12 protein-coding genes are annotated in these 20,243 nt (G+C 73.1%); 4 read left to right on the top strand and 8 right to left on the bottom strand.

Annotated features, from left to right (window positions below):
- Positions 1 to 261: 261 nt before the first annotated feature.
- Positions 262 to 1,080, bottom strand: coding sequence for an NAD(P)H-binding protein (locus IEZ10_RS27215; RefSeq protein WP_189249365.1), 819 nt, complete (start codon positions 1,078 to 1,080; stop codon positions 262 to 264).
- A gap of 177 nt (positions 1,081 to 1,257) precedes the next feature.
- Here IEZ10_RS27215 and IEZ10_RS27210 point away from each other — a divergent pair, with 177 nt between their 5' ends.
- Entirely contained in the window at positions 1,258 to 1,587 is a 330-nt protein-coding gene (locus IEZ10_RS27210) for a winged helix-turn-helix transcriptional regulator (protein WP_308426313.1), read from the top strand.
- A 281-nt stretch (positions 1,588 to 1,868) separates the two neighbouring features.
- Here the strand turns inward: IEZ10_RS27210 and IEZ10_RS27205 are convergent, their stop codons facing one another.
- Complete coding sequence (locus IEZ10_RS27205; RefSeq protein ID WP_189249363.1) at positions 1,869 to 3,281, bottom strand: Ig-like domain-containing protein; 1,413 nt, start codon at positions 3,279 to 3,281, stop codon at positions 1,869 to 1,871.
- Positions 3,282 to 3,476: 195 nt separating this feature from the next.
- The gene (locus IEZ10_RS27200) at positions 3,477 to 3,941 is read right to left on the bottom strand and encodes a hypothetical protein (protein WP_229811690.1); all 465 of its coding nucleotides are present in this window, start codon (positions 3,939 to 3,941) and stop codon (positions 3,477 to 3,479) included.
- A gap of 605 nt (positions 3,942 to 4,546) precedes the next feature.
- Here IEZ10_RS27200 and IEZ10_RS27195 point away from each other — a divergent pair.
- Positions 4,547 to 4,936, top strand: a complete 390-nt coding sequence (locus IEZ10_RS27195; RefSeq protein WP_189249362.1) for a hypothetical protein — start codon at positions 4,547 to 4,549, stop codon at positions 4,934 to 4,936.
- Positions 4,937 to 5,186: 250 nt separating this feature from the next.
- On the opposite strand, the gene IEZ10_RS27190 is transcribed toward IEZ10_RS27195, so the two are convergent.
- The 4 genes from IEZ10_RS27190 to IEZ10_RS27175 form a co-directional block, all read right to left on the bottom strand.
- On the bottom strand, positions 5,187 to 5,609 hold the full coding sequence (locus IEZ10_RS27190; RefSeq protein WP_189249361.1) for a hypothetical protein: 423 nt from the start codon (positions 5,607 to 5,609) through the stop codon (positions 5,187 to 5,189).
- Positions 5,610 to 5,811: 202 nt separating this feature from the next.
- Positions 5,812 to 6,924 carry an ABC transporter substrate-binding protein gene (locus tag IEZ10_RS27185; RefSeq protein ID WP_189249360.1) on the bottom strand — a complete coding sequence of 371 codons (1,113 nt, stop codon included), beginning with the start codon at positions 6,922 to 6,924 and terminating at the stop codon, positions 5,812 to 5,814.
- Between the two features lie 270 nt (positions 6,925 to 7,194).
- Positions 7,195 to 12,555, bottom strand: a complete 5,361-nt coding sequence (locus tag IEZ10_RS40070; protein WP_189249359.1) for a non-ribosomal peptide synthetase/MFS transporter — start codon at positions 12,553 to 12,555, stop codon at positions 7,195 to 7,197.
- Between the two features lie 112 nt (positions 12,556 to 12,667).
- On the bottom strand, positions 12,668 to 17,536 hold the full coding sequence (locus tag IEZ10_RS27175) for a non-ribosomal peptide synthetase (protein WP_189249358.1): 4,869 nt from the start codon (positions 17,534 to 17,536) through the stop codon (positions 12,668 to 12,670).
- A 580-nt stretch (positions 17,537 to 18,116) separates the two neighbouring features.
- Here IEZ10_RS27175 and IEZ10_RS27170 point away from each other — a divergent pair.
- Positions 18,117 to 18,368: a hypothetical protein gene (locus IEZ10_RS27170; protein ID WP_189249357.1), complete on the top strand. Its 252-nt coding sequence runs from the start codon at positions 18,117 to 18,119 to the stop codon at positions 18,366 to 18,368.
- A gap of 215 nt (positions 18,369 to 18,583) precedes the next feature.
- Positions 18,584 to 19,186: a DUF4291 domain-containing protein gene (locus tag IEZ10_RS27165; RefSeq protein ID WP_189249356.1), complete on the top strand. Its 603-nt coding sequence runs from the start codon at positions 18,584 to 18,586 to the stop codon at positions 19,184 to 19,186.
- Between the two features lie 88 nt (positions 19,187 to 19,274).
- Here IEZ10_RS27165 and IEZ10_RS27160 read toward each other — a convergent pair whose 3' ends face one another.
- Complete coding sequence (locus IEZ10_RS27160; RefSeq protein ID WP_189249355.1) at positions 19,275 to 20,036, bottom strand: hypothetical protein; 762 nt, start codon at positions 20,034 to 20,036, stop codon at positions 19,275 to 19,277.
- Between the last annotated feature and the right edge of the window lie 207 nt (positions 20,037 to 20,243).

Here is a 20,243-nt window from a genome sequence, read left to right as displayed (position 1 = left end):
GGTGTCGACGGGTTCACGTGTTCGAGGCGGAGCGCGCCGGCCGGGTGGAGAGGCCCTGTCCCTCCGGCCGTTCGCCGGCCGGGTGGAGAGGTCCTGTCCCTCCGGCCGTTCGCCGGCCGGGTGGAGAGGTCCTGTCCCTCCGGCCGTTCGCCGGCCGTCGGCTGAGCATCAGAGACACCGAGCGGCCTTCAGCCGCAGCCGGGTCCTCCCGCGACGGTCGCCGGGAGGACCCGTTTCGCTGCTCAGCGCGCGGTACGGCTGTCAGACGCGTGCTTTCGGACGCGTGGCGGAGGCGACCGCAACGGCTGCGGCCAGCGGGTCGCGGGCCGGACGGCCGAGAAGGTCCGTGAGGGCGGGAGCGGTGCCGTCCAGGAAGCCGTGCCGGATGCCCGTGGCGATCGAGGCGAGCATGGGCGGCTGGAACGGCAGGAGCCCCGGCGCCTCCAGGAGCCTGCGCCGGTACTCGCCCAGGCCGATGGCGCGGTGCGGGACCCCGAGCCGGTCGGCCACCTGACCCGCCGTGATCGGCGTGCCGACGAGGTCATGGACGCGCCCACTGTGTCCCGCCGGACTCGCCGCGACGACCGCCGCGGCATCGGCGAGATCCTCCCGCGCGACCGCCGCCAGGGCGCCGTCCCCGAACGGGGACTCCACGCCGTCTTCGGCCCACATCAGCAGACCGCCGAAGAGTTCGGCGTACAGGCCGTTGCGCAGGATCGTCCACGGCAGTCCGCTCGCCCGCACAAGGCGTTCGGTGGCACGGTGCGCCGGCGCGAAACCGAGATGGTCGCCGGCCGTGGTCAGGCTCGTGTAGACGACATGGCCGACGCCGTCGCGGACGGCGGCGTCCAGGACCGCCGCGTGCCGCTCGATGACCTGGTCGTCCTCGGCGTAACCGGCGGAGATCAGCACCAGGGTCGACACCCCGGCGAGATCGAGACCCGCGTGGTCATCGAAGTCGAGACGCCGCATCCCCTCGCCCGGCGTGCGGCTTCCACCCGTCGCGGCGATGCCGCGGGCACGCAGCGCGGCAAGGGTGGCCGAGCCCAGGTTCCCGTTCGCTCCCGTCACCAGGATCATGTCAATCACAGTCTTCCGTCGTGGTTCTCATCGGTAACTAAGCTTGATCCTCGATCGCACGCCCACCGGCCACAAGAAGGCAGTTCGATGTCACCCACGCACACCGGGGTAACCGCCCCCGCCGACCTTGACCCCTGCGGACGCGCAGACCACCCCGACTGCGGCATTCGCGATGTCTTGGACCGCATCGGCGATAAATGGTCGGTGCTCGTGATCGTTGAACTCGCGAGCGGGCCGCGCCGGTTCCGCGAACTGCAGCGCGCCATCGACGGCATCTCCCAGCGCATGCTCACCCTCACCGTGCGCAGGCTCGAACGTGACGGCCTCGTGCTGCGCACCGTTTACCCGACCGTCCCGGCCCAGGTCGACTACCGCCTGACCGGGACCGGGACCGATCTGACCCACCTGGTCAAGGCGCTCGCCGACTGGTCACTCGCCCACCGCGCCGTCATCGCCGAGGCGCGGCACGCATACGACCAGACCCACCCCGACCATGACATCCGCTGACGAGGGCCGCCGTCGCCGTCGAGTCGCAGCCCCGTCTCGTTGAAGTACCCGCCGGTCTTGCCGGTGCGGGACGGCCGGCACCGGCTCATGCCGGGGAGCGGCAGGGGATACCGGTACGGCGACGCCCCGGCGCGATGGTCCGATGGCCCGGGTCACCGCGCGGCAGGCGTGCTTGTGTGATCACCGCGAGGCCCGGCGGCACGTGTCGTCGTCACCGGGTCCCCGCGTCGATGGTCAGGCATCTGGGCGGTCGCGGCTCGGCGGCCGGTGCCCGTGGCGGTTCACGGGCAGGGCGGCGTGCTGAACGTCACGCCGTCCAGGAAGTTGCCGAGCGCGGGGCTGCCGCCCGTGGCCGACACCGACTCGAAGGCGAACCGGGTGGTGGTCTGCCCCGGAGGGACGATGTACGTCCCGGTGTAGCGGCGCCAGGCGGTGTTGTCGTCGGAGATGTCCGGGGAGGAGGCGCCGGTGGGGGTCTGCGCCACGGTCGCGCCGGGCGGGCCGACGAGCACCCGCATCACGTCGGTGCCGAGGCGGCCGCGGTGGTAGAGCGACCAGGTCATCGGCGTTCCCGGCACGGTGGGCAGGTCCTGGTAGAGCGTGGAGACCTCGTTGGCGTTGAGTTCGGCGAACTGCTGGCCGTCGGCCGCCGGGACCCCGCTCGCGCCGCCCCGCCAGAACTCCAGCTTGCGGTCGGTGGCGGTGGTCTGCCAGCCGACGGCCGGGTTGGTGGAGGCGTCGGGGATGGAGTAGTCGATCGTGGCCACGGGCGGCGCCTCGAAGCTTCCGTTGACCAGGCTGACCGGTTTCCAGTTGCAGGGAACGGTGACGGTGATCTTGGCGGTGCTGGTCCCGCAGTCGGTGGTGACGGTGTAGGTGAAGGTGTCGGTGCCGCTGAAGCCGGGGTCGGGCGTGTAGACCACGTTGCCGCCGGAGATGGTCGCGGTGCCGTTGGCGGGCTTGGTGACGCCGCTGATCGTCGGTGCGGTGGCGGTGTCGTTGGCCAGGACGGGCACGTTGACGGCCGTGCCCGGCGCGGTGGTGGCGGTGTCGTCGGCGGCCGTGGTGGGGGCGATGGACTGCCCGCTCGCGATCTGGATCGGCGGGGCGGGGGTGTTGCCGCCGAGCTGGCCGGGGGCGGCGAGGACGCTGCTGATCCCGGTCGGCCGGATGGTCATGCTGTTGCCGATGGTGCCCTGCTTGACCCGGAAGGTGATGACCTTCGGGGGCGGGTCCGTCTTGGTGCCCGGCGAGGTGATCGTCAGGGTGTTGCCGCCGATGGTCCCGGTCCCCGACTGGCTGACGATGTCGGCGTTCGCCAGGAGGGATGACAGGTCCCACGTGGTGGTGTAGGTCCTGACCAGCAGCGGCCACTGGGCCGTGCGGTGCGTGACCGTGAGGGTGAAGGTGCCGCCCGGTGTGATCCGCCCGCCCCACAACGACGGGGAGGTGTCGACCGAGACCGTTCCGCTGCCCAGCCTCATGCCGAGCGCGTTCTTCCAGTAGTAGCTGACGGGGTAGGTCGCCTGCCCCTGCCGGAGGCAGGGCGCGGCGGCTCGCGTGGCGGCCTGCGGCGCGGTGGCGGCGTGCGCGCCCGCGTCGGCCGCGACCCGCGTCCCGGCCGAGGCCGGCAGAACCGACAGGGCGCAGGCCAGCACGGTGAGCGCGGATCTCGGGTGATGTGACCTCGACACTGAACTTCTCCTCTGCGTGAAGGATGCCTTCGTAGATCAACTTCACGGGGATGTTACTGTGCGGGTTCTTTCGATCACCCCTGGTGGCAAAGGAGTGATCTTCGTGTCGCGCTCAGGGCCCCGGGGAGGTTCCGCGAACCGGGCGCGGCGGCCCTCCGCCGCCGGTCCGCGGGGCCGCCGCCGGGACCCGCGTCGTCAGGAGGCGACGACCAGGGCCTGGGGCGCGGCCTGCTTCATCCGGGTGCGCAGCCACAGCATCTGGGCGGAGGTCTCCCGCTCGCAGGCGTTGACGGTGGCGAGCAGTTCCTCGTCCCGGGCACCCTGGGCGGCCTGTCCGATCAGTGTCCAGCAGATGTCGCACTCGGCGGCCATGAGGTACAGGTCGTGCAGGTCGCGCAGCAGTCCCAGGTCGCCGGCGCGGGTGCCGGAGAACAGCGTGGAGTGCAGCCGCTCGGGCTCGTCGGACGCCTCCTCGGAGTATCGTCCGACGAACGGCTCCAGTCTCCGGGAGTGCTCCACGCACTGGTCGGCCAGCTGTTCGCAGATGTGGTGGACGTCCGGCTCGCCCGCGTGGCTCCGGCCGACCTCGCTGAAGGCGCCGGCCAGCTCGTTCAGGGAGCGGTGCAGCATTCCCAGGTAGTGCGCCAGATGCATGGTCACGCCTCCTCGGTGTCTCGTCGGGTCAGATCGGCCCGCCCCGTGTGTCCGCCGGCTCCCGCCACATGCACGCCCGCGCCCGCCGTACGGTCGCCCGCCCGTGGTGCCGCGCGCCGGTCCGTCTGCGCCGGGACCCGCGGCACAGCGGCTGGAGCGGCGAGCCGTCCGGCGGCGGACGGGGGACCGTACGGCGTGCGGGGTCCCCACGGGTCGGTGATCCGGTCTGCCATCTCGGTTGCTCCTCCCTGACGTGCACGGACGCGGCGGATGATCGTCACTCCTACCCCACCCGTCACGGGACACACGCGGAGGCGGAGCGGGTGACCGCGTGCAGGGTGCCTGTGGGCCGATCCGTGCCGTCAGGTGGTCAGCCGACGGCTGCGGCGAGGGGCGGATCGTCAGGGGCCCGGGTCCCTCGAAGAGGGTCCTGGCCACCCGATGCCGGAGGCGGAGCAGGACGTGGACGCGGCGGTGACGCCGATGGGGCTGTGGCCAGGCAGTTCCTTGGGCAGGCCGGCTCATGGTTGCGCGCGACAAGAACGTCCTGCCGGACATGGCGACCTCACAGCCGAACCTGGAATCATGTGCCCGTCATGAAAGGAGGTTTCGTGAGGCCCACCATCGTCCTCCTCAGCCCTCCAGAGGATCACAAGCGGATCGTGACCCGGCTTCGGCAAGCCGGCGCCTATGACGAGGAACTGGTCTTCGATCGACTCGACCGAGGGGAGTGCGGCTTCGGTGTGGACACGTCCGGGGATGTCCTGGACGAATTCGGCGAAGGGGAAGTGGACGAAATCCGCCGCAGGATCGGCGATTTCCAGGCGATCCTGCTCGAGTATTCCGGGATTTCCTGTATCCGCGACCTCCTGGGTGAGTTGATCCAGGGAGTGTCAGGATTGCTGGACACGAATTTCGGTGAACTGGTCGAGTACGAAGAGGTCCTGGCGCGCTTCCGTCGCGACCCTCTTTGGGATTGGCGCTCCGCGGCAGCCGGATGAGTACGGCGTGCGGATACCGTGAGCCTGGAACGAGACAGATGGGCCCAGAGCCGGTCTGCCCTGTTCCCTCTGACCGCCACCGCATATCGCTTTGATCCGCGAATCGCGCCCGGCGACTGAGGCCGTACGAGACGGCTTGACGACAATGATCCTTCTCCGGCCTGGCCGGGCCGATCCAGGCGCCGCACCCCTGATCCCGTCGATGGGGGCCGCGGTCGCTCTTCTCCCTCGGTCGGCCCGTCCGGCGCCGTCACCGCTGGTCGCTGGCCTCCGTCCCTACGATGGGCAGATTTCTTAACGGCGCCAAGAACCTCCCGAGATACCAGCCCAGATCGACGAACTCGGGCATGTGCGCGATGGTGTGGTAGTCCGGCAGGGGGATCAGGGAGACCGAGGTCCTCTCCTCGTGGAACAGCACGTTCGCGAAGGTCTCCCCGTCGGGCAGCCTGGCGGTTATGCCCACCGCCTCCCCGGCCTCATAGGAGACGCGCATGTCGCGCTTCATCTCGGCCAGGCCGTCCAGCGGCAGATGCTTCCAGTCGTAGTCGGTCATGTACCAGATGCTGTCTTCCTCACGGAGCAACTCCCAGCCCGCCCGAGTGAGCCGATCGAGGATTTCCGTGAAATCGATGTCGTGCTCGAACCCCAGAGTGATGATGACGTCGCGGCTCATGTCTCCTCGGGTTGGATCGATGGAAGGGGACGCTCCCGGCGAGCGATTCAAAACCTCGTGCGGGTCGGGGCCTGGCCGGCGAGGACATCGACCAACGTGAAGCCTCAGCAAGGCCGGTGGGGTGCGCCTAGTGATCAACACGTGGACAGGTGGACAGCCTCAAGCCCGGACAGATATGGGGCAGTCGGGCCTGCGCTCTCTTTCAGCCGGTATGGAGGATCCGGAAGCGATCGGGTTCCGCCGGATCCCGATCGACGACCTGGATCGGCGGCCAGTCCCACTGCCGAACGCCGATGCCCGGCACGCGGGAGAACCTGATCTGCCCGCGGGTGCCTTCGACCGCGACGCGCGACCAGGCTTCGGCGGTGCGCGTCCGGTCCGCGCCGTGAGAACGCAACACGTCGGCGAGGACGGTGACCGTGTCGTAGCCCTCGAAGGCGACGAAGGAGGGCGCTTCGGCCAGCAGCTCACGGAGGGCCGTCTCGACGCGTGCACCGAGTGGGCTGAGGCGCTCGGGCAGGTAGCGCAGGAACGGGATCGCGGCGCCGTCACCGCCTAGCAGCGTCGCCCATTCGGCGAACTCCGGTTGCCCGGCCGGAGCACCGATCATGATCTCGGCGAGGCGCGGGTCGCGGCGGACGGACCTGACGATCGGCACCGCCGGCTCCGGGTGGCCGACCAGGAGAAGGAGGGCTGTCGCGCGATTGCCAGCGAGTTCGTCGCACACGGCCGCGGGGGCGAGCACGCCCATGTCGAGTTCGAGGACGGTGCCGCCGCGTGCGGCGAGGTGGTCCCGCAGAATGCGGGCCCCGGAGGCCCAGTAGACACTCGGCTGGGTCGCCACGGCGATCCGGCTGTGGCCCGCGCCGAGGAGGAAGTCCGCGTAGACCTGCCAGCCGCGGGACTGCGCCGGGGCGAGGCGCGCGACCCATTCCGTCGGCTGTTCGGTGAGCGCGTCGAGAACCGCCGACGAACAGAGGAACGGCAGGCCGAGGGCGTCGGCCCTGGCGGCGGCGGCGCGGGCGACGACGCTGTGATACTCCCCCGCCAGGGCGGCCACGCCCAGGCGAGCCAATTCATCTACGGCCGCCACGGCCCTCTGCGGGTCGGCCGCGGTGTCCCGGACCACGAGTTCGAGTGGTCTTCCGCCGATCCCGCCGGCGTCATTGACCTCGCGAACGGCCAAGTCGAGTCCGGCGAGCAGGTGCCGGCCCGCCTCGACCCAGCCGGGCCGGGTCAGCGGAACGAGAGCGCCGATCCGGACGGCTGATCCGTCGGTTCGCTCCGCTCCAGGTGACGATAGTGGCGTGTTCATGCGTCGGCGTCTCCCGAGTGATGATCCGGCCGCAGCTTGCCCGGATCGTAGAGCGAACGTCGGTGGCGCCGAGAGTAGCCGAGCCGGGAATGGCCGGCTTCGGCGCCTCTTCCCATGGCCGTCGGCCCGCCCTCGCGCCGCCGTATCAGCCCCCTGGGAAAGCGGCCCCCGTATCAGCCCTCGCCGGGAAAGCGGCGGGGCCCGGCCGGTGACGACCGGCCGGGCCCCGCCGAGGCGTTCACCCGGTCACCGGGCGAGCCCATCCCGAGATCACCGGGTGGGGGCCGCCCCCGGCAGCAGCGCGGCGTCGGCCTCGGCCTGGACCGCGTCCAGGTCGTCGGCGATCTCGGCGCCCGCCACCGCGTCGGGCAGGGCGTCCTCCATGCGCCGCAGCGGCCGGTACCACAGGCCCAGCGCGCCCCACAGCGCCAGCAGCGCGCCGCAGGCGACGAGCAGCAGGCCGACGCCGCGGCCCGGTCCCACCCCGACGATGTCGCCGACGACGGTGCCGTCGAGGAGGCCGCCCGGGGCGAGCAGCGGGCCGAAGACGTCGTCGGCCAGCGGCGAGGCGGTCAGGAACGCCAGCGGCGTCATCGACACCGCCATCATCTGGTTGGTGGCCAGCACCCGGCCCTGCAGCTCCAGGCCGACCTTGAGCTGGATGATCGACAGCCAGTGCGCGTTCAGCACGCTGAGCGAGGCCCACGACAGCAGGCCGCCGAGGGCCGCCAGCGGCAGCGAGGGCCGCAGGCCCACCAGCAGCACGCCGATCCCGAGGCTGACCACGAAACCGACCATGCCGATCGCGCGCCGCTCGGTGCCGCCCCAGAACACCATGACCAGGGAGCCCAGAACCGCGCCCAGACCCTGCATCGCGGTGACCAGGCCGACGCCGCCGACGTCGCTGAACGACATCACCGCCGGCACGGTCACCGACATGGCGAGCATGTTCAGGTAGTTCTGCACGACGAAGAACCCGATCATGATCATCAGCGGGCGGCGCCGTACGAGGAAGCGCCAGCCGCCGACGATGGCCTGGCCGAAGGACTCCTCCAGCCGGTAGAACAGCCGGTCGGGGAACCGTACGGCCAGCAGCGTGCCGAGCCCGGCGAGGAACGTGACGACGTCCACGGCCACCACGCCGTGCAGCCCGACCAGCGAGATGAGCGCGGCGCCGCCCAGCGGGCCGACGAGCATGCCCAGGCCGGTGCCGAGGTTGGCCAGCGCGTTGGCCTGCATGAGGTACGGCTTGGGCACCAGCTGCGCCACCGCCGCCAGGTAGGCGGGCCGGTGGAAGGCCGACACCAGCGACAGCATCCCGGCGACGATCCCGACCTGCCAGATCTCCAGCCGGCCCAGCCACAGCAGGATCACCAGGGCGGCGGTGGCCACGGCGGAGACGCCGTCGCAGACCAGCATGATCCGCCGCCGGTCCACCCGGTCGGCCAGCGCGCCGCCCAGCGGCGCCCCCAGAAGCGACGGCAGCAGGGCGAGCATGCTGACCAGGGCGTAGTCCAGCACCCGGCCGCTCTTCTGGTAGGCCCACACGCCCAGCGCGAAGGAGGTCAGCGCCGCGCCGAGCAGCGACAGGGTCTGCCCGGCCGCGACGGTGTAGAAGCGGCGCAGGTCCCGGCGGGCGCTGCCGCCCGACACGCCGACCTCCCCGACCGGTTCGGGCAGCTCGCCCGCGGTCCAGCGGTCCAGGCGGTCGGACATCAGCCGGGCCAGGGACTCGGCCTGGTGCTTGAGGAAGTAGTGGCCGGCCCGGGGGATCGTGGCCAGCTCCACCCGGTCGGCGAACGCCCCCCACTCGCGGTAGCGCTCCTGGTAGAGCTCGGTCGCCCGGTCCCGCTCGCCGATCACGCACAGCAGCGGCGCGGTGAGCCTGCGCTGCTGCGCGGCGGGGTCGCCGAGGCGGCGGCTGAACCAGCCCTGGGCCTCCTCCACGTCGTGCCGCAGGCCGCGCAGCATGATCCCGGTGTCGCCGAAGTCCTCGTCCAGGGCGCCCAGCGTGCGCAGGAAGTCGCGCTGGGCGCGGTCGGAGGACCAGCGGTGCGCCGGGAACCTCCGGTTCCACCAGGCCGACAGCCGTCCGGGCAGTCGCGCGTCGGGGAAGCTGCCGCCGACGAAGACGCCGGCGACCGGCGTCCCGGCCTCCTCCAGCCGCAGTGCCAGCTCGGTCGCGGCGGCCGAGCCGACGCAGTGGCCGTACAGCACGATCGGGCCGGTCGCGTCGGCCTGCTCGGCCAGTTCGGCCAGGACCCGGTCGGTCAGCTCCGCCATCGGCAGCACGTCCTCGTCGGGCCGGGCCGGGTCGTGGCCGGGCAGCTCGACGGCGAGCACCGCGGTGGCGGGGGAGAGACGGGCCAGCTCGGTGGCCAGCGGCTGGAACGCGGCGGCCGAGCCGCCGCCGTAGGGCAGGCACACGACGGTACGGCTCGCCCGGCGCGGACCGGCCAGGCGGTGCAGCAGCCCGGCGGGGGACTCGGAGCCGCCGTCGAGGTGCGCGGCCAGCTCGCGGATCGTGGGCCGGGTGAACAGGTCGATCACCCGCAGCGCCGGGTCGATCTCCCGGACCGCCCGCACCGCGCGGAAGGAGTCGCCGCCGAGGTCGAAGAAGTCGTCGTCGACCCCGATCTCCGTCAGGTCCAGGATCCTGGACCAGACCTCGGCGATCCGCAGCTCGGTCGGGGTACTCGGCGCGACCCGCTCACCGGCGGGCGCGGCCTCGGGGACCGGCAGCCGGGCCCGGTCGATCTTGCCCAGCGGGGTGAGCGGCAGGTCGTCCAGGACGACGATGCCGGACGGCACCATGTAGTCGGGCAGCCGCTCGCGCAGCCCCGCCCGGATCGCGGCGACGTCCACCGAGGCGGGCGCGACCCAGGCGGCCAGCCGCCGGGAGCGGCCCTCGCCGACCGGCAGCACCGCGGCCTCCCGGACGCCGGGCTGTTCCTGCAGGGCGGCCTTCACCTCGCCCAGCTCCACCCGGAAGCCCCTGATCTTGACCTGGTCGTCGACCCGGCCGAGGAACTCCACCAGCCCGGCGGAGTTGAGCCGGACCCGGTCGCCGGTGCGGTAGCAGCGGGCGGTCCCGTTCACCGGGTCGGAGACGAACCGCTCGGCGGTCAGGTCGGGGCGGTTCAGGTAGCCGCGGGCCAGGCTGGGCCCGGCCACCCACAGCTCGCCCGGCACCCCGGCGGGCAGCGGGCGGCCCGCCGGGTCGACGATGTGGCAGTCGACGCCGGCCAGCGGCCGGCCCAGCGGGACCGACCCCGACCCCGACGGCACCTCGGGCACCCGGCCGCCGAGCACCGAGACCGTCGTCTCGGTCGGCCCGCAGTGGATCTGCACCTCCAGGTCGGGGCGGGCCGCGCGGATCCGCTCGGCGAACTCCCACGACGTCGCCTCACCGGCGAGGATCAGCAGCCGGCGCGGCAGCATCCGGGCCAGGTCGCCGTGGGCGGCCAGCAGCTCCAGGTGGCTGGGCACCATCTTGATCACATCGACCCGGTGGCTCTCCAGGTAGGCGGCGTACGCCTCCGGGTCGGTGGAGGTCTCCTGGTCCACCAGGTGGACCGCCGCGCCCTGGAAGAGCGGACCGTACAGGCAGGTCATCACCAGGTCGGCGGCGATCGTGGAGACCACGGCGTAGGACTCGCACCCCTCGGGCACCAGCTCGGCCAGGCCGTGCAGGTAGTGCAGGGCCGAGCGGTGCTCGATCGCCACGCCCTTGGGCCGCCCGGTGGAGCCGGACGTGAAGATCACGTGCAGCAGGTGGCCGGGGGTGACGCCGGCGCCCACCGGCTCGTCGGGCTGGTGGGGCCCGCCGGGGTCGGCGGCCAGCAGGTCGGGCAGCACCAGCGCGCCGGGCACCCGGCCGGCGTACTCGCGGTCGGTCAGCACGACGCGCGCGCCGGCCGTCTGCAGGATGTAGGCCAGCCGGTCGTCGGGGTAGGCGGGGTCCATCGGCAGGTACGCGCCGCCCGCGCGCAACACGCCGAGCAGCGCCGGGACCAGCCCCCGGTGCCGGTCGATCAGGATGCCGACCGGCTCGTCCGGCCGTACCCCGGCCGCGATCAGGTGCCGGGCCAGGCGGTCGGCCAGCCGGTCCGCCTCGCCGTAGGTGATCGAGCCGGAGGCGTCCACCGCGGCGACCGCGTCGGGCGTGCGCCGCGCCCAGTCGGCGGCCACCTCGTGCAGCGGCCGGGTCAGGTCCATCGGGATCCGCGCGCCCGAGACGGCGGGCCCGGTCACCGGCTCCAGCGGCACGGCCGCCGCGGGCGCGTCCAGGTCGGCGAGCACGCCCTCCAGCAGGTTCAGGTACCAGCCGGCCATCCGCAGCGCGGTGGACTCGTCGAACAGGTCGGTGCGGTAGACCAGTTCGCCGTGGTACTCATCGCCGGCGTTGGCGAAGGCGAGGTTGAGGTCGTACTTGGTGGTGCGCAGCACCGGGATGACGTCCTCGGCGGTCAGTCCGGGGAAGTCCAGCGCCTGCGGCGGGTCGTCCAGGACGTTCAGCATCACCTGGAAGATCGGCGTGGTGGCGAGGCTGCGCTCGGGGTGCAGCCGCTCCACGATCCGCTCGAACGGCACGTCGCGGTGGGTGAGGGCGTCCAGCACGGCGTCCTTGGTCCGGGCCAGCAGCTCCCGGCCGGTCGGCTCGCCGGACCGGTCGCCGCGCAGGACGAGCGTGTTGACGAAGCAGCCCAGCATGCGCGCGGTGTCGGGGTGCAGCCGCCCGGCCTCCGGCACGCCGACCGGCACGTCGTCGGTGCCGGAGACGCGGCCCAGCAGTTCCTGCCAGGCGGCCAGCAGCACCATGAACGGCGTGCAGCCGGTCTCGGCGGCGGCCTCGCGGATCCGGGCGGTCAGCGCGGGCGTCAGCCGTACCGGGACGGTCGCGCCGGTCCAGTCGGCGATCGACGGCCGGGCCCGGTCCACCGGCAGGTCCAGCACCGGTTCGAGACCGGCCAGCCGCTCGGTCCACCAGGTGACGTCGCCCTCCGGCTGACCGGCCAGCCACGCCGCGTAGTCGGCGTAGCGCACCTGCGGCGGCGCGGGCGGGACGGCCAGGCCGAGCCGGGCCGCGTACAGGGCGGCCAGCTCGGCCAGCGCCAGGTTCCGCGACCAGGCGTCGAAGGCGATGTGGTGCACGGTCAGCGCCAGGACGTGCTCCTCGCCGCCGGGCAGCCGCAGCAGCAGGGCGCGGGTGGGCGGTTCGGCGTCCAGCGCGAACGGCCGGGCCAGCTCCTCGGCCAGTCGCGCCCCCAGCAGGGCGGGGTCGGCGAGGTCCTCGACGGTGACCGGCACCCGGGCGGCCTCGACCGGGGTGGCGCCCTCGTCGGTGACGAGGCTGCGCAGCACCTCGTGCCGGTCGGCGAGGTCGCGCACCGCCCCGGTCAGCGCCTCGACGTCCAGCGGGCCGCGCAGCCGTACGGCGGCCGGCACGTTGTAGGCGGCCAGGTCGTCGAGCTGGGACAGGAACCACAGCCGGGCCTGGGCGGGGGACAGCGGGGCGGGCCCGCCGGTCGCCTCCCGGACGGGGATCGCCGGGACGGTCTGGGCGGCGGCGCGCCGCGCCGCCGCCAGCCGCGCCGACAGGGCGCCGCGGCGTTCGTCGCTGACGGTCATGGGATCTCCTTCACCGGTACGGTGACCGGCGTGTCGTACCGGTGGATGACCGGCGTGTCGTAGCGGTCTGCGGCCGGCGTGCCGTACCGGTCGTCGGTCGTCGCGAGCCCGCTCACGCCTCCGCCTCCAGGTCGTCCAGCAGCAGCTCCTCCAGACGCGCGGCGTAGCCCGACAGCGTGCGCCGTTCGAACATCATCCGCACCGGCAACCGCAGGCCCAGGGCGTCGCCCAGCCGGGCCGTGACGAGCGCGGCGGTCGCCGAGTGGCCGCCGACGGCGAAGAAGTCGTCGTGCGCGCCGATCTCGGAGCGGCCCAGCACGGCGGCCCACACCTCGGCGACCAGCAGCTCGGCCTCGGTGCTCGGCGGCACCGGCCCGGCCTCGTCGAGGGGCTCGGGCAGCGCGGTGCGGTCCACCTTGCCGGAGGCGGTGAGGGGCAGGGCGTCCATGACCACCCAGCGGCGGGGCACCATGTACTCCGGGAGCCGGGCGGCCAGGCGCCGCTCCAGCCCGCCGGTGTCGGTCCCCGGCGGCGCGGCGACGTAGCCGACCAGGTGGTCGCCGCCGTGGACGGTCACGGCCGCGTCGGCGACGTCCTCGCCCTCGCGCAGCACGGTCTCGATCTCGCCCAGCTCGATGCGGTGTCCGCGGACCTTGACCTGCCGGTCCCGGCGGCCGAGGAAGTCGAGCGTGCCGTCGGACCGCCAGCGGGCCAGGTCGCCGGTGCGGTAGCGGCGGCCGCCCGCCGGGTCCAGCGGGTCCTCGGTGAACGCCGCGGCGGTCAGCTCCGGCCGGCCGCGGTATCCCCGGGCCACGCCGACTCCGCCGATCCACAGCTCGCCGGGCGTCCCGGCGGGCAGCATCCGGCCCGCCCGGTCCAGCACGTAGGCCCGTTCCCCGGCCAGCGGGACGCCGATCGACACCGGGTCGCCCACCGGGGCGGTGACGCGGACCATGGTGGAGTAGATCGTGGTCTCGGTGGGGCCGTAGGCGTTCCACAGCTCGGCGACCCGCTCCACCAGTTCGGCGGCCAGGGTGGCGTCGAGCACCTCGCCGATGCTGACCACGCGCACATCCCCGCCGCGCCAGCCGGAGGCGACCAGCATGCGCAGCGTCGTCGGGGTCGCGGTCATCAGCGTGACCCCGGCCTCCTCGATCCGCTGGGCGACGGCCCGCCCGTCGAGCGCGTCGTCGCGGCCCAGCAGCTCCAGCCGCAGGCCGTGGCACAGGCTCACCCACAGGTCGAAGCCGAACACGTCGAACGAGAACGGCGTCAGGCCGAGCATCACGTCGCCGGGCCGGATCCCCGGCGCGAGCCGCATCGAGGCGGTGAACGCGGCGAGGTTGGCGTGGGTGACCTCGACGCCCTTGGGCCGGCCGGTCGAGCCGGAGGTGTACAGCACGTAGGCCAGGTCGCCGGGCTCCACCCGGGAGGCGCCGGCCCCCGCCGGGGAGACGTCGCCGGCCTCCGCCGCGGGCAGCCCGGCCAGGTCGACGACGGTGCAGCCGAACCGCCCGGCCGCCTCCAGGCCCTCGCCCGCCGCGAGGATCACCTTGGCGCCGGAGTCCTCGACCTGGTGGCGGAGCCGTTCGATCGGGTGGCCCGGGTCGAGCGGGACGTAGGCGGCGCCGGCCAGCAGCACGCCCAGCAGCGCCGCGGGCAGGTGACGGTCGCGGGGCAGGCACACGCCCACGCAGGAGCCCGCCGCGGCCGGGCCGAGCGCCGCGGCCACCCGCCGCGCCCGGGCGGCCAGCTCGCCGTAGGTCAGGACGCCCCCGGCGTCGGCGACCGCCGGTGCGTCCGGGCGCCGTACGGCCTGCTCCAGCACCGCCTCCACCACGGTCCGCGGAGTGTCGGCGGGCAGCGGCGCGCCGGTCCCGGCGGCCAGCAGCGCCGCCTGCTCCTCGGCGCCGACCACCTCGAACGCCGACAGCGGCCGGTCGGGGTGGGCCAGCGCGTCCTCCAGCAGGCGGACCAGCCGGTCGGTGAGGGCTTCGGCCGCGGCCCGGCCCAGGTACTCCAGGTCGTACTCGACCTGGAGCTCGGGCCCGGCCGCGGTGTCGTTGACGTAGACGATCAGGGGCGCCTGGGCGCTGCCCGCGTCCAGCTCGCCGATCAGGTCCACGCCCACGCCGTCACGCTCCAGCGAGAGGGGGACCTCCGCGGGCTGGATGGACAGCGTGACGGGCGTCAGCACCGCGCCGGGCGGCCGCTCGACGCCGCCGACGTCGGCGCGGTCCCGCGCGGGCAGCGCGCGGTGGTCCATCACCCGGGCCGTCGCGGTTCCCGCGTGCCGTACGGCCTCGCGCAGCGACAGCCCGTCGTCCAGGCGCAGCCGCACCGGCACCACGTCGACCAGCACGCCGACCACGGACTCCATGCCCGGGGCGGCGCGGTCGGCCACGGCGGCGCCGAGGACGACGTCCGGCCGGTCGGTCAGCCCGGCGACCAGCACGCCCAGCACCGTCAGGTGGACGGCGAACGGGGTGGCGCCGCAGTCGGCCGCGAGCTCGCCGAGCCGCGCGACCGTCGCCGGGTCGAGCCGGCGCACCAGGCGCTCGCCGCGCATCCGGCTGGGACGCCCGTCGAAGCCGGGCATCAGCTCGTACGGCGGGACCGCCCCGGCCAGCTCCTCGGCCCAGAAGGCCCGCAGCGTCCCGGTGTCCAGGACGGTGTCCTGCTCGTGCAGCGCGACGTCGCCGATCTGCAGCGCCGGCTCGGGCAGGGAGATGTCGCCGGAGCGGGCCAGGCCGTCGAGGAGCTCGTGCATCACGACCCCCAGCGACCAGCCGTCGAACGCGGTGTGGTCGGTCAGCAGCACCAGTTCCGCGCTGTCCGGTCCCGACCACAGCAGGGTGGCCCGCAGCAGCGGCGAGTCCCGGGTGACGTCGAAGCCGTGGGCGACCGCGGCGCTGCGCAGCCCGGCGGCCTCCTCCTCCGACGCCGGGCGGTGCTCGGTCAGCGGCACCGGGACCGGCGGCCCGACCTCGGCGGTCGCACCGTCGGTGACGACGGTGCGCAGCGCCTCGTGGCGGCGCACGATCCCGTCCAGGGCGGCGCGCAGCGGCTCGGCCGAGGCGAGGCCGCGCAGCCCGAGGCGGAAGGCGATGGCGGTGGAGCCGTGGTTCTGGCTGACCTCGCGCATCAGGCACAGGTCGCTGTGGATCCTGGTCAGCGGGTAGGTGGTCCGCCCGGCGTTGCGGACCAGCGGCGTCACCGCCGCGGGGGCGGCCTCGGCGACGTACGCCGCCAGCTCGGCGACCGTGGGGCGGGCCAGGAACGCCGTCAGCGGGACGCGGACGCCGAACTCGTGCTCGATCCTGACGCAGATCTTGGCCGCGGCCAGGGAGTGCCCGCCCAGGTCGAGGAAGTGGTCGTGCGCGCCGACCCGCTCGGCGCCGAGCACTTCGGCGGTGACCGCGGCGAGTCGCCGCTCGGTCTCGTCGCGGGGCGCGACGAACCCGGCGTCGGCGTTCCCCGCCGTTCCGGCGGCTCCGCCGGTCCCGGTGGCAGGGGAGAACGTCACCGCGGGCAGCCGGGAGCGGTCGGCCTTGCCCGTCGGGCCGACCGGGATGGCGTCGAGGAAGACGATCCTCGCGGGGATCATGTAGTCGGGCAGCCACTCGCGCAGCCAGGACCTCAGCCCCCCGTCGTCGAGGCCCGGACCGGCCGGCTCGATGTAGGCGACGAGCCGCCGGGTGCCCTCGGAGTCGGTGGGGGCCAGCACGACGGCGTGGTTCACCAGCGGGTGGCGCGCCAGCCTGCCCTGCACCTCGCCCAGCTCGACGCGGAAACCCGCCACCTTCACCTGGTCGTCGATGCGCCCCTCGTAGAAGTGGACCCCGCCCTCCCGGCGGACCAGGTCGCCGGTGCGGTAGTGGCGCACGCCCGCCGCGTCGGTCACGAACCGCTCGGCGGTCAGCTCGGGCCGATGCAGGTAGCCCCGGCCGACCAGCGGGCCGGCCACCCACAGCTCACCGATCTCACCGTCGCCCAGCGCCGCGCCGTCGGCGCCGCGCACCGACAGCTCCGACCAGGCGTACGGCGTGCCGATCGGCGGCTCGCCCGCGGCGTCCCGGGAGATCTCGTGCGCGCAGCAGTGGACGGTGCACTCGGTCGGCCCGTACAGGTTCACCATGCGCCGCACGCCGGGGTTGGCGAAGACACGGTCGGCCAGCGCCCGGCTCACCGGCTCGCCGCTGGACAGCACCGTGCGCACGTTCGGCGGCAGCGGCTCCCGCAGCAGCGCGGTCAGCGCCGAGGCCGCCGCGCTGACCATCGTGACCTCGTCCTTCGCGGGCAGGGAGTGCAGCGCCAGGGGGCTCTCGGCGATGATCACCGTGCCGCCGAGCAGCAGGGGGAGGTAGAGCTGGGGGACCGACGGGTCGAAGCAGACCGAGGTCGAGGCGAGGAAGCCGGCCAGTTCCTCCTCGGTGAAGTAGTCGGCGTCCCAGCGCAGCAGCGTCATCACGTTGCGGTGCTCGATCATGACGCCCTTGGGGCGGCCGGTGGAGCCGGAGGTGTACATGATGTAGGCCAGGTCGGCCGGGTCGCTCGGCAGGCCGGGATCGTTCCAAGGCCGCTCCCCGACGGACTCCACCGGCACGATCTCGGTCTCCGGCAGCCGCTCGGCCAGCGCCGCGGAGGTGACCACGTGCGACACCCCGGCGTCCTCGACGATGAACTCCAGCCGCTCGGCCGGGAAGGTGGACTCCAGCGGCACGTAGGCGGCGCCGGTCTTCCACACGCCCAGGAGCGCCGCGATCAGCTTCTCGTCACGGTCCAGGCACACGCCGACGGTCGAACCCCGTCCGACTCCCCTGGAGAGGAGCTCGTGGGCTATCCGGTTGGCCTGCGCGTTGAGGTCGGTGTAGGTCGTGCGGGTCGCCCCGGCGACGACCGCCGTCCGCTCGGGGGTGCGCCGCACCTGCTCTTCGAAGGCCTTGCAGACCGGTTCGAGCAGCGTGAGTTTGCGAGCCACCTGCGATCTCCTCTTGGGGGCGGGGGTTACTTGGAATGTACGCGGGCAAGGGTTGCAAAGGGTACAAGGGCGATACAACGCAAAGATCGTTTCGTTACGTTAAAGAGGCGAATCGGACATATTTAGTTTTATGCAATGTTCCACCCAGTCTGCGAAAAGTGACACTCCGTAAGTCCCTCCGCGGGAAGATTTCGCGACGTGACGCGCTGGTCGCATGGGGTGTCGGGCTTTCTGGCGGTATTTACTGACTTTTCCTAGAAAAGTCACGAATATCGTTTTGTCAGAGGCGCTCGATCTGGTGACGCCCCGTATCGCGCATCCGCTGATCGGATCGCCGCGACATCGGCCGGCCGTCGTGGCATCGATCGACCTGTCGTCCGGTTTGTCGCCCGTTTCCGTTTTCAGGTTTCACGATCCGGCGACGCCGTCCGGGTCGAATATCCGACTTGTCCGCCTGGTTCGCGGTCCGGCTCCCGAACTCTCACCCGGACCGGATGGATCGGCAATCTCCGTGCATGCGGAGAGTAATCAATCAGTGTCATAATGTGACCGTCGTGCATCCTTCAACGAAAGGAACGTCATGATCAGATCGGTGTTCAGGGCCGGAGTCGCGGCCCTCGCGACGACCGTCCTGCTCTGCGCCCCCGCGCCCGCCGGCGCGGCCCCGAGGTCGGCCGCGAGGTCGGCCGCGAGCAACGACGTGTACCGCGACTGGTACTGGACCCACTCCGCGTGCGTGGCGGCCGGCCAGGGCGGGATAGACCGGGGCCACTGGGAGACCTACACCTGTTCCGAGGGCGACTGGCTCTGGCACCTGTGGACCAACCGCTGAACGGCTGACACCCCGGCCGGCCGCCCGCATGCTGCGCGGGCGCGGCGGCCGGCCGGGCCGTCCGTACCGCTCCGCCCTGTTCACATTGGCCGGACGGGCACGTGAGCCGGCACGCCGCGGACGCCCGCGTCCCCCCGGTCCACGTCGTCCCGGCGGCCCGTCCACCCCGATAATCCGGTTGTCCGGTGGACGCGCGGTTCGCCATCCTGCGGAGAATGAACGTCCCGTACCGGCAGATCCGAGCCTCCTTCACCGACGAAGCGATCACCGTCTACCAGGCCTACGATCCGGCCGTCGCGGCCCCGGCCGTCACCGCGCAACGCTTCGTCCCACCCTTCAAACGTGAGCGGATGACCTGGATCAAACCGTCCTTCCTGTGGATGATGTACCGCTGCGGCTGGGCCGAGAAGCCGGGACAGACCAGGGTCCTGGCCGTGGACATCACGCGTGAGGGGTTCGAGTGGGCGCTGGGACACTCCTGCCTCAGCCACCCCGACGCCGGAACGGACCCGACGGCGTGGAGGAATCGCCTGCGGGAGAGCCCGGTCCGCATCCAGTGGGATCCGGAACGCGACCCGCACCACAACGCCCTGCCGTACCGGTCCATCCAGGTGGGCCTGTCCGGTGACGCCGCCGCCCGTTACGCCGATCAATGGATCCTCGGGATCACCGACCTGACCGACCGGGTCCATGACGTCCGTCAGGCGCTGCGCGACGGGAAGGACGTCACCGGCATGCTCCCCGCGGAGCGCCCGTACCCCCTGCCGGCGGAACTCGCCCGAACCGTCGGCGCGAGCGTCACGCCCGATGCGGGCTGAGTCCGCGCCGCCGCGGCCTGCCGGCGCGGTACGGCCAGGGTCTGCCCGATCCTGAGCCGGTGTCCGAGGCCGGACGTTCCGCCCGGCATCAGTCGGCGAGGTAGCCGATGGAGTGGATCTCGTAGCCGGTGGTGGCCGAGCCGCGCGCGTGCATCACCATGGCGCCGCCCTCGTAGTAGTAGGCGCAGGCGTGTCCACGGGGCTCCGGCGTGCATCCCTGGAAGATGTGGCGGACGCCGCGCGGGTCGTACGCGGTCCGGAACAGCCTGCCGACCGCCGCCGTGGTGGCGACCTCCAGGCCGGCGTTCCGGTCGCCGCGCCGCCAGGCCGAGAAGAGGTGCCGGGCGGCGGCCGAGGGCGTGGTGAGCAGCCGTGAGGTGTACACCCCGGTGACCTTCGAGCCGGAGACCACCATGAGGACGCCGTTGAGACCGCCCCGCACGCGCACGCTGGTGTGGACGAAACGGCACGCGGTGCCCCGGCACCCGGCGAACTCGTCCGGGGCGCGGTAGCGGTAGGAGAAGATCGCGCGCACCGCGGACGGCGTGGCGACCCGGGCGGCGGCCCTGCGGTCGGCGCGCAGCCAGGCGCGGAAGAGCCTCCTGGCCACGGTCGAGGGAGCGGGAGCCGTGGCGGTCGCCGCCCCGGCGGCGGCCACCGGCGCGGTGACCGGAGCGGCCGGGGTGACCGGGGTGGTGCTCATGGTGGTGCTCGCGGTGGTGACGGCCCCGGCGCGCACCGGAGCGTCGGCGGGGACGGCGCCGGCCGTACGGGCGGAGGCCGGGGCGGGGAGCAGCAGCGTGGCGCCCGCCGCGATCGCCGCGCCGCCGAGGATCAGTCGTCTGGACACACTCCGAAGGTAGGAGCTCCAACTTGCACGGGGGTTGAGGGTCACTTGCAGGTGCGCTCCGATGCGGAGGGCCGGGGCCCGGCGGCGATCCGGACGGATCGGTGACTCCGGACGGCGCTCGGGAACGGCCGGGGCCGAGGCCTCCCGGAAGGACCGAGCCGTCGTCGTCCACCGCGTCGGCGACCGTTCACCGGGTGGATTCGCCGC

Origin of the sequence: Streptosporangium pseudovulgare (genome assembly GCF_014648055.1) — a bacterium.
GTDB classification, from domain to species: domain Bacteria; phylum Actinomycetota; class Actinomycetes; order Streptosporangiales; family Streptosporangiaceae; genus Streptosporangium; species Streptosporangium pseudovulgare.
This window is presented reverse-complemented; position numbering and strand designations above follow the sequence as displayed.

Bases quoted from the DNA above. Each gene is read 5' to 3' on its own strand.
- IEZ10_RS27190 (WP_189249361.1), bottom strand. From the start codon at position 5,609: ATGAGCCGCGACGTCATCATCACTCTGGGGTTCGAGCACGACATCGAT.
- IEZ10_RS27215 (WP_189249365.1), bottom strand. From the start codon at position 1,080: ATGATCCTGGTGACGGGAGCGAACGGGAACCTGGGCTCGGCCACCCTT.
- IEZ10_RS27185 (WP_189249360.1), bottom strand. From the start codon at position 6,924: ATGAACACGCCACTATCGTCACCTGGAGCGGAGCGAACCGACGGATCA.
- IEZ10_RS27170 (WP_189249357.1), top strand. From the start codon at position 18,117: ATGATCAGATCGGTGTTCAGGGCCGGAGTCGCGGCCCTCGCGACGACC.
- IEZ10_RS27165 (WP_189249356.1), top strand. From the start codon at position 18,584: ATGAACGTCCCGTACCGGCAGATCCGAGCCTCCTTCACCGACGAAGCG.
- IEZ10_RS40070 (WP_189249359.1), bottom strand. From the start codon at position 12,555: ATGACCGTCAGCGACGAACGCCGCGGCGCCCTGTCGGCGCGGCTGGCG.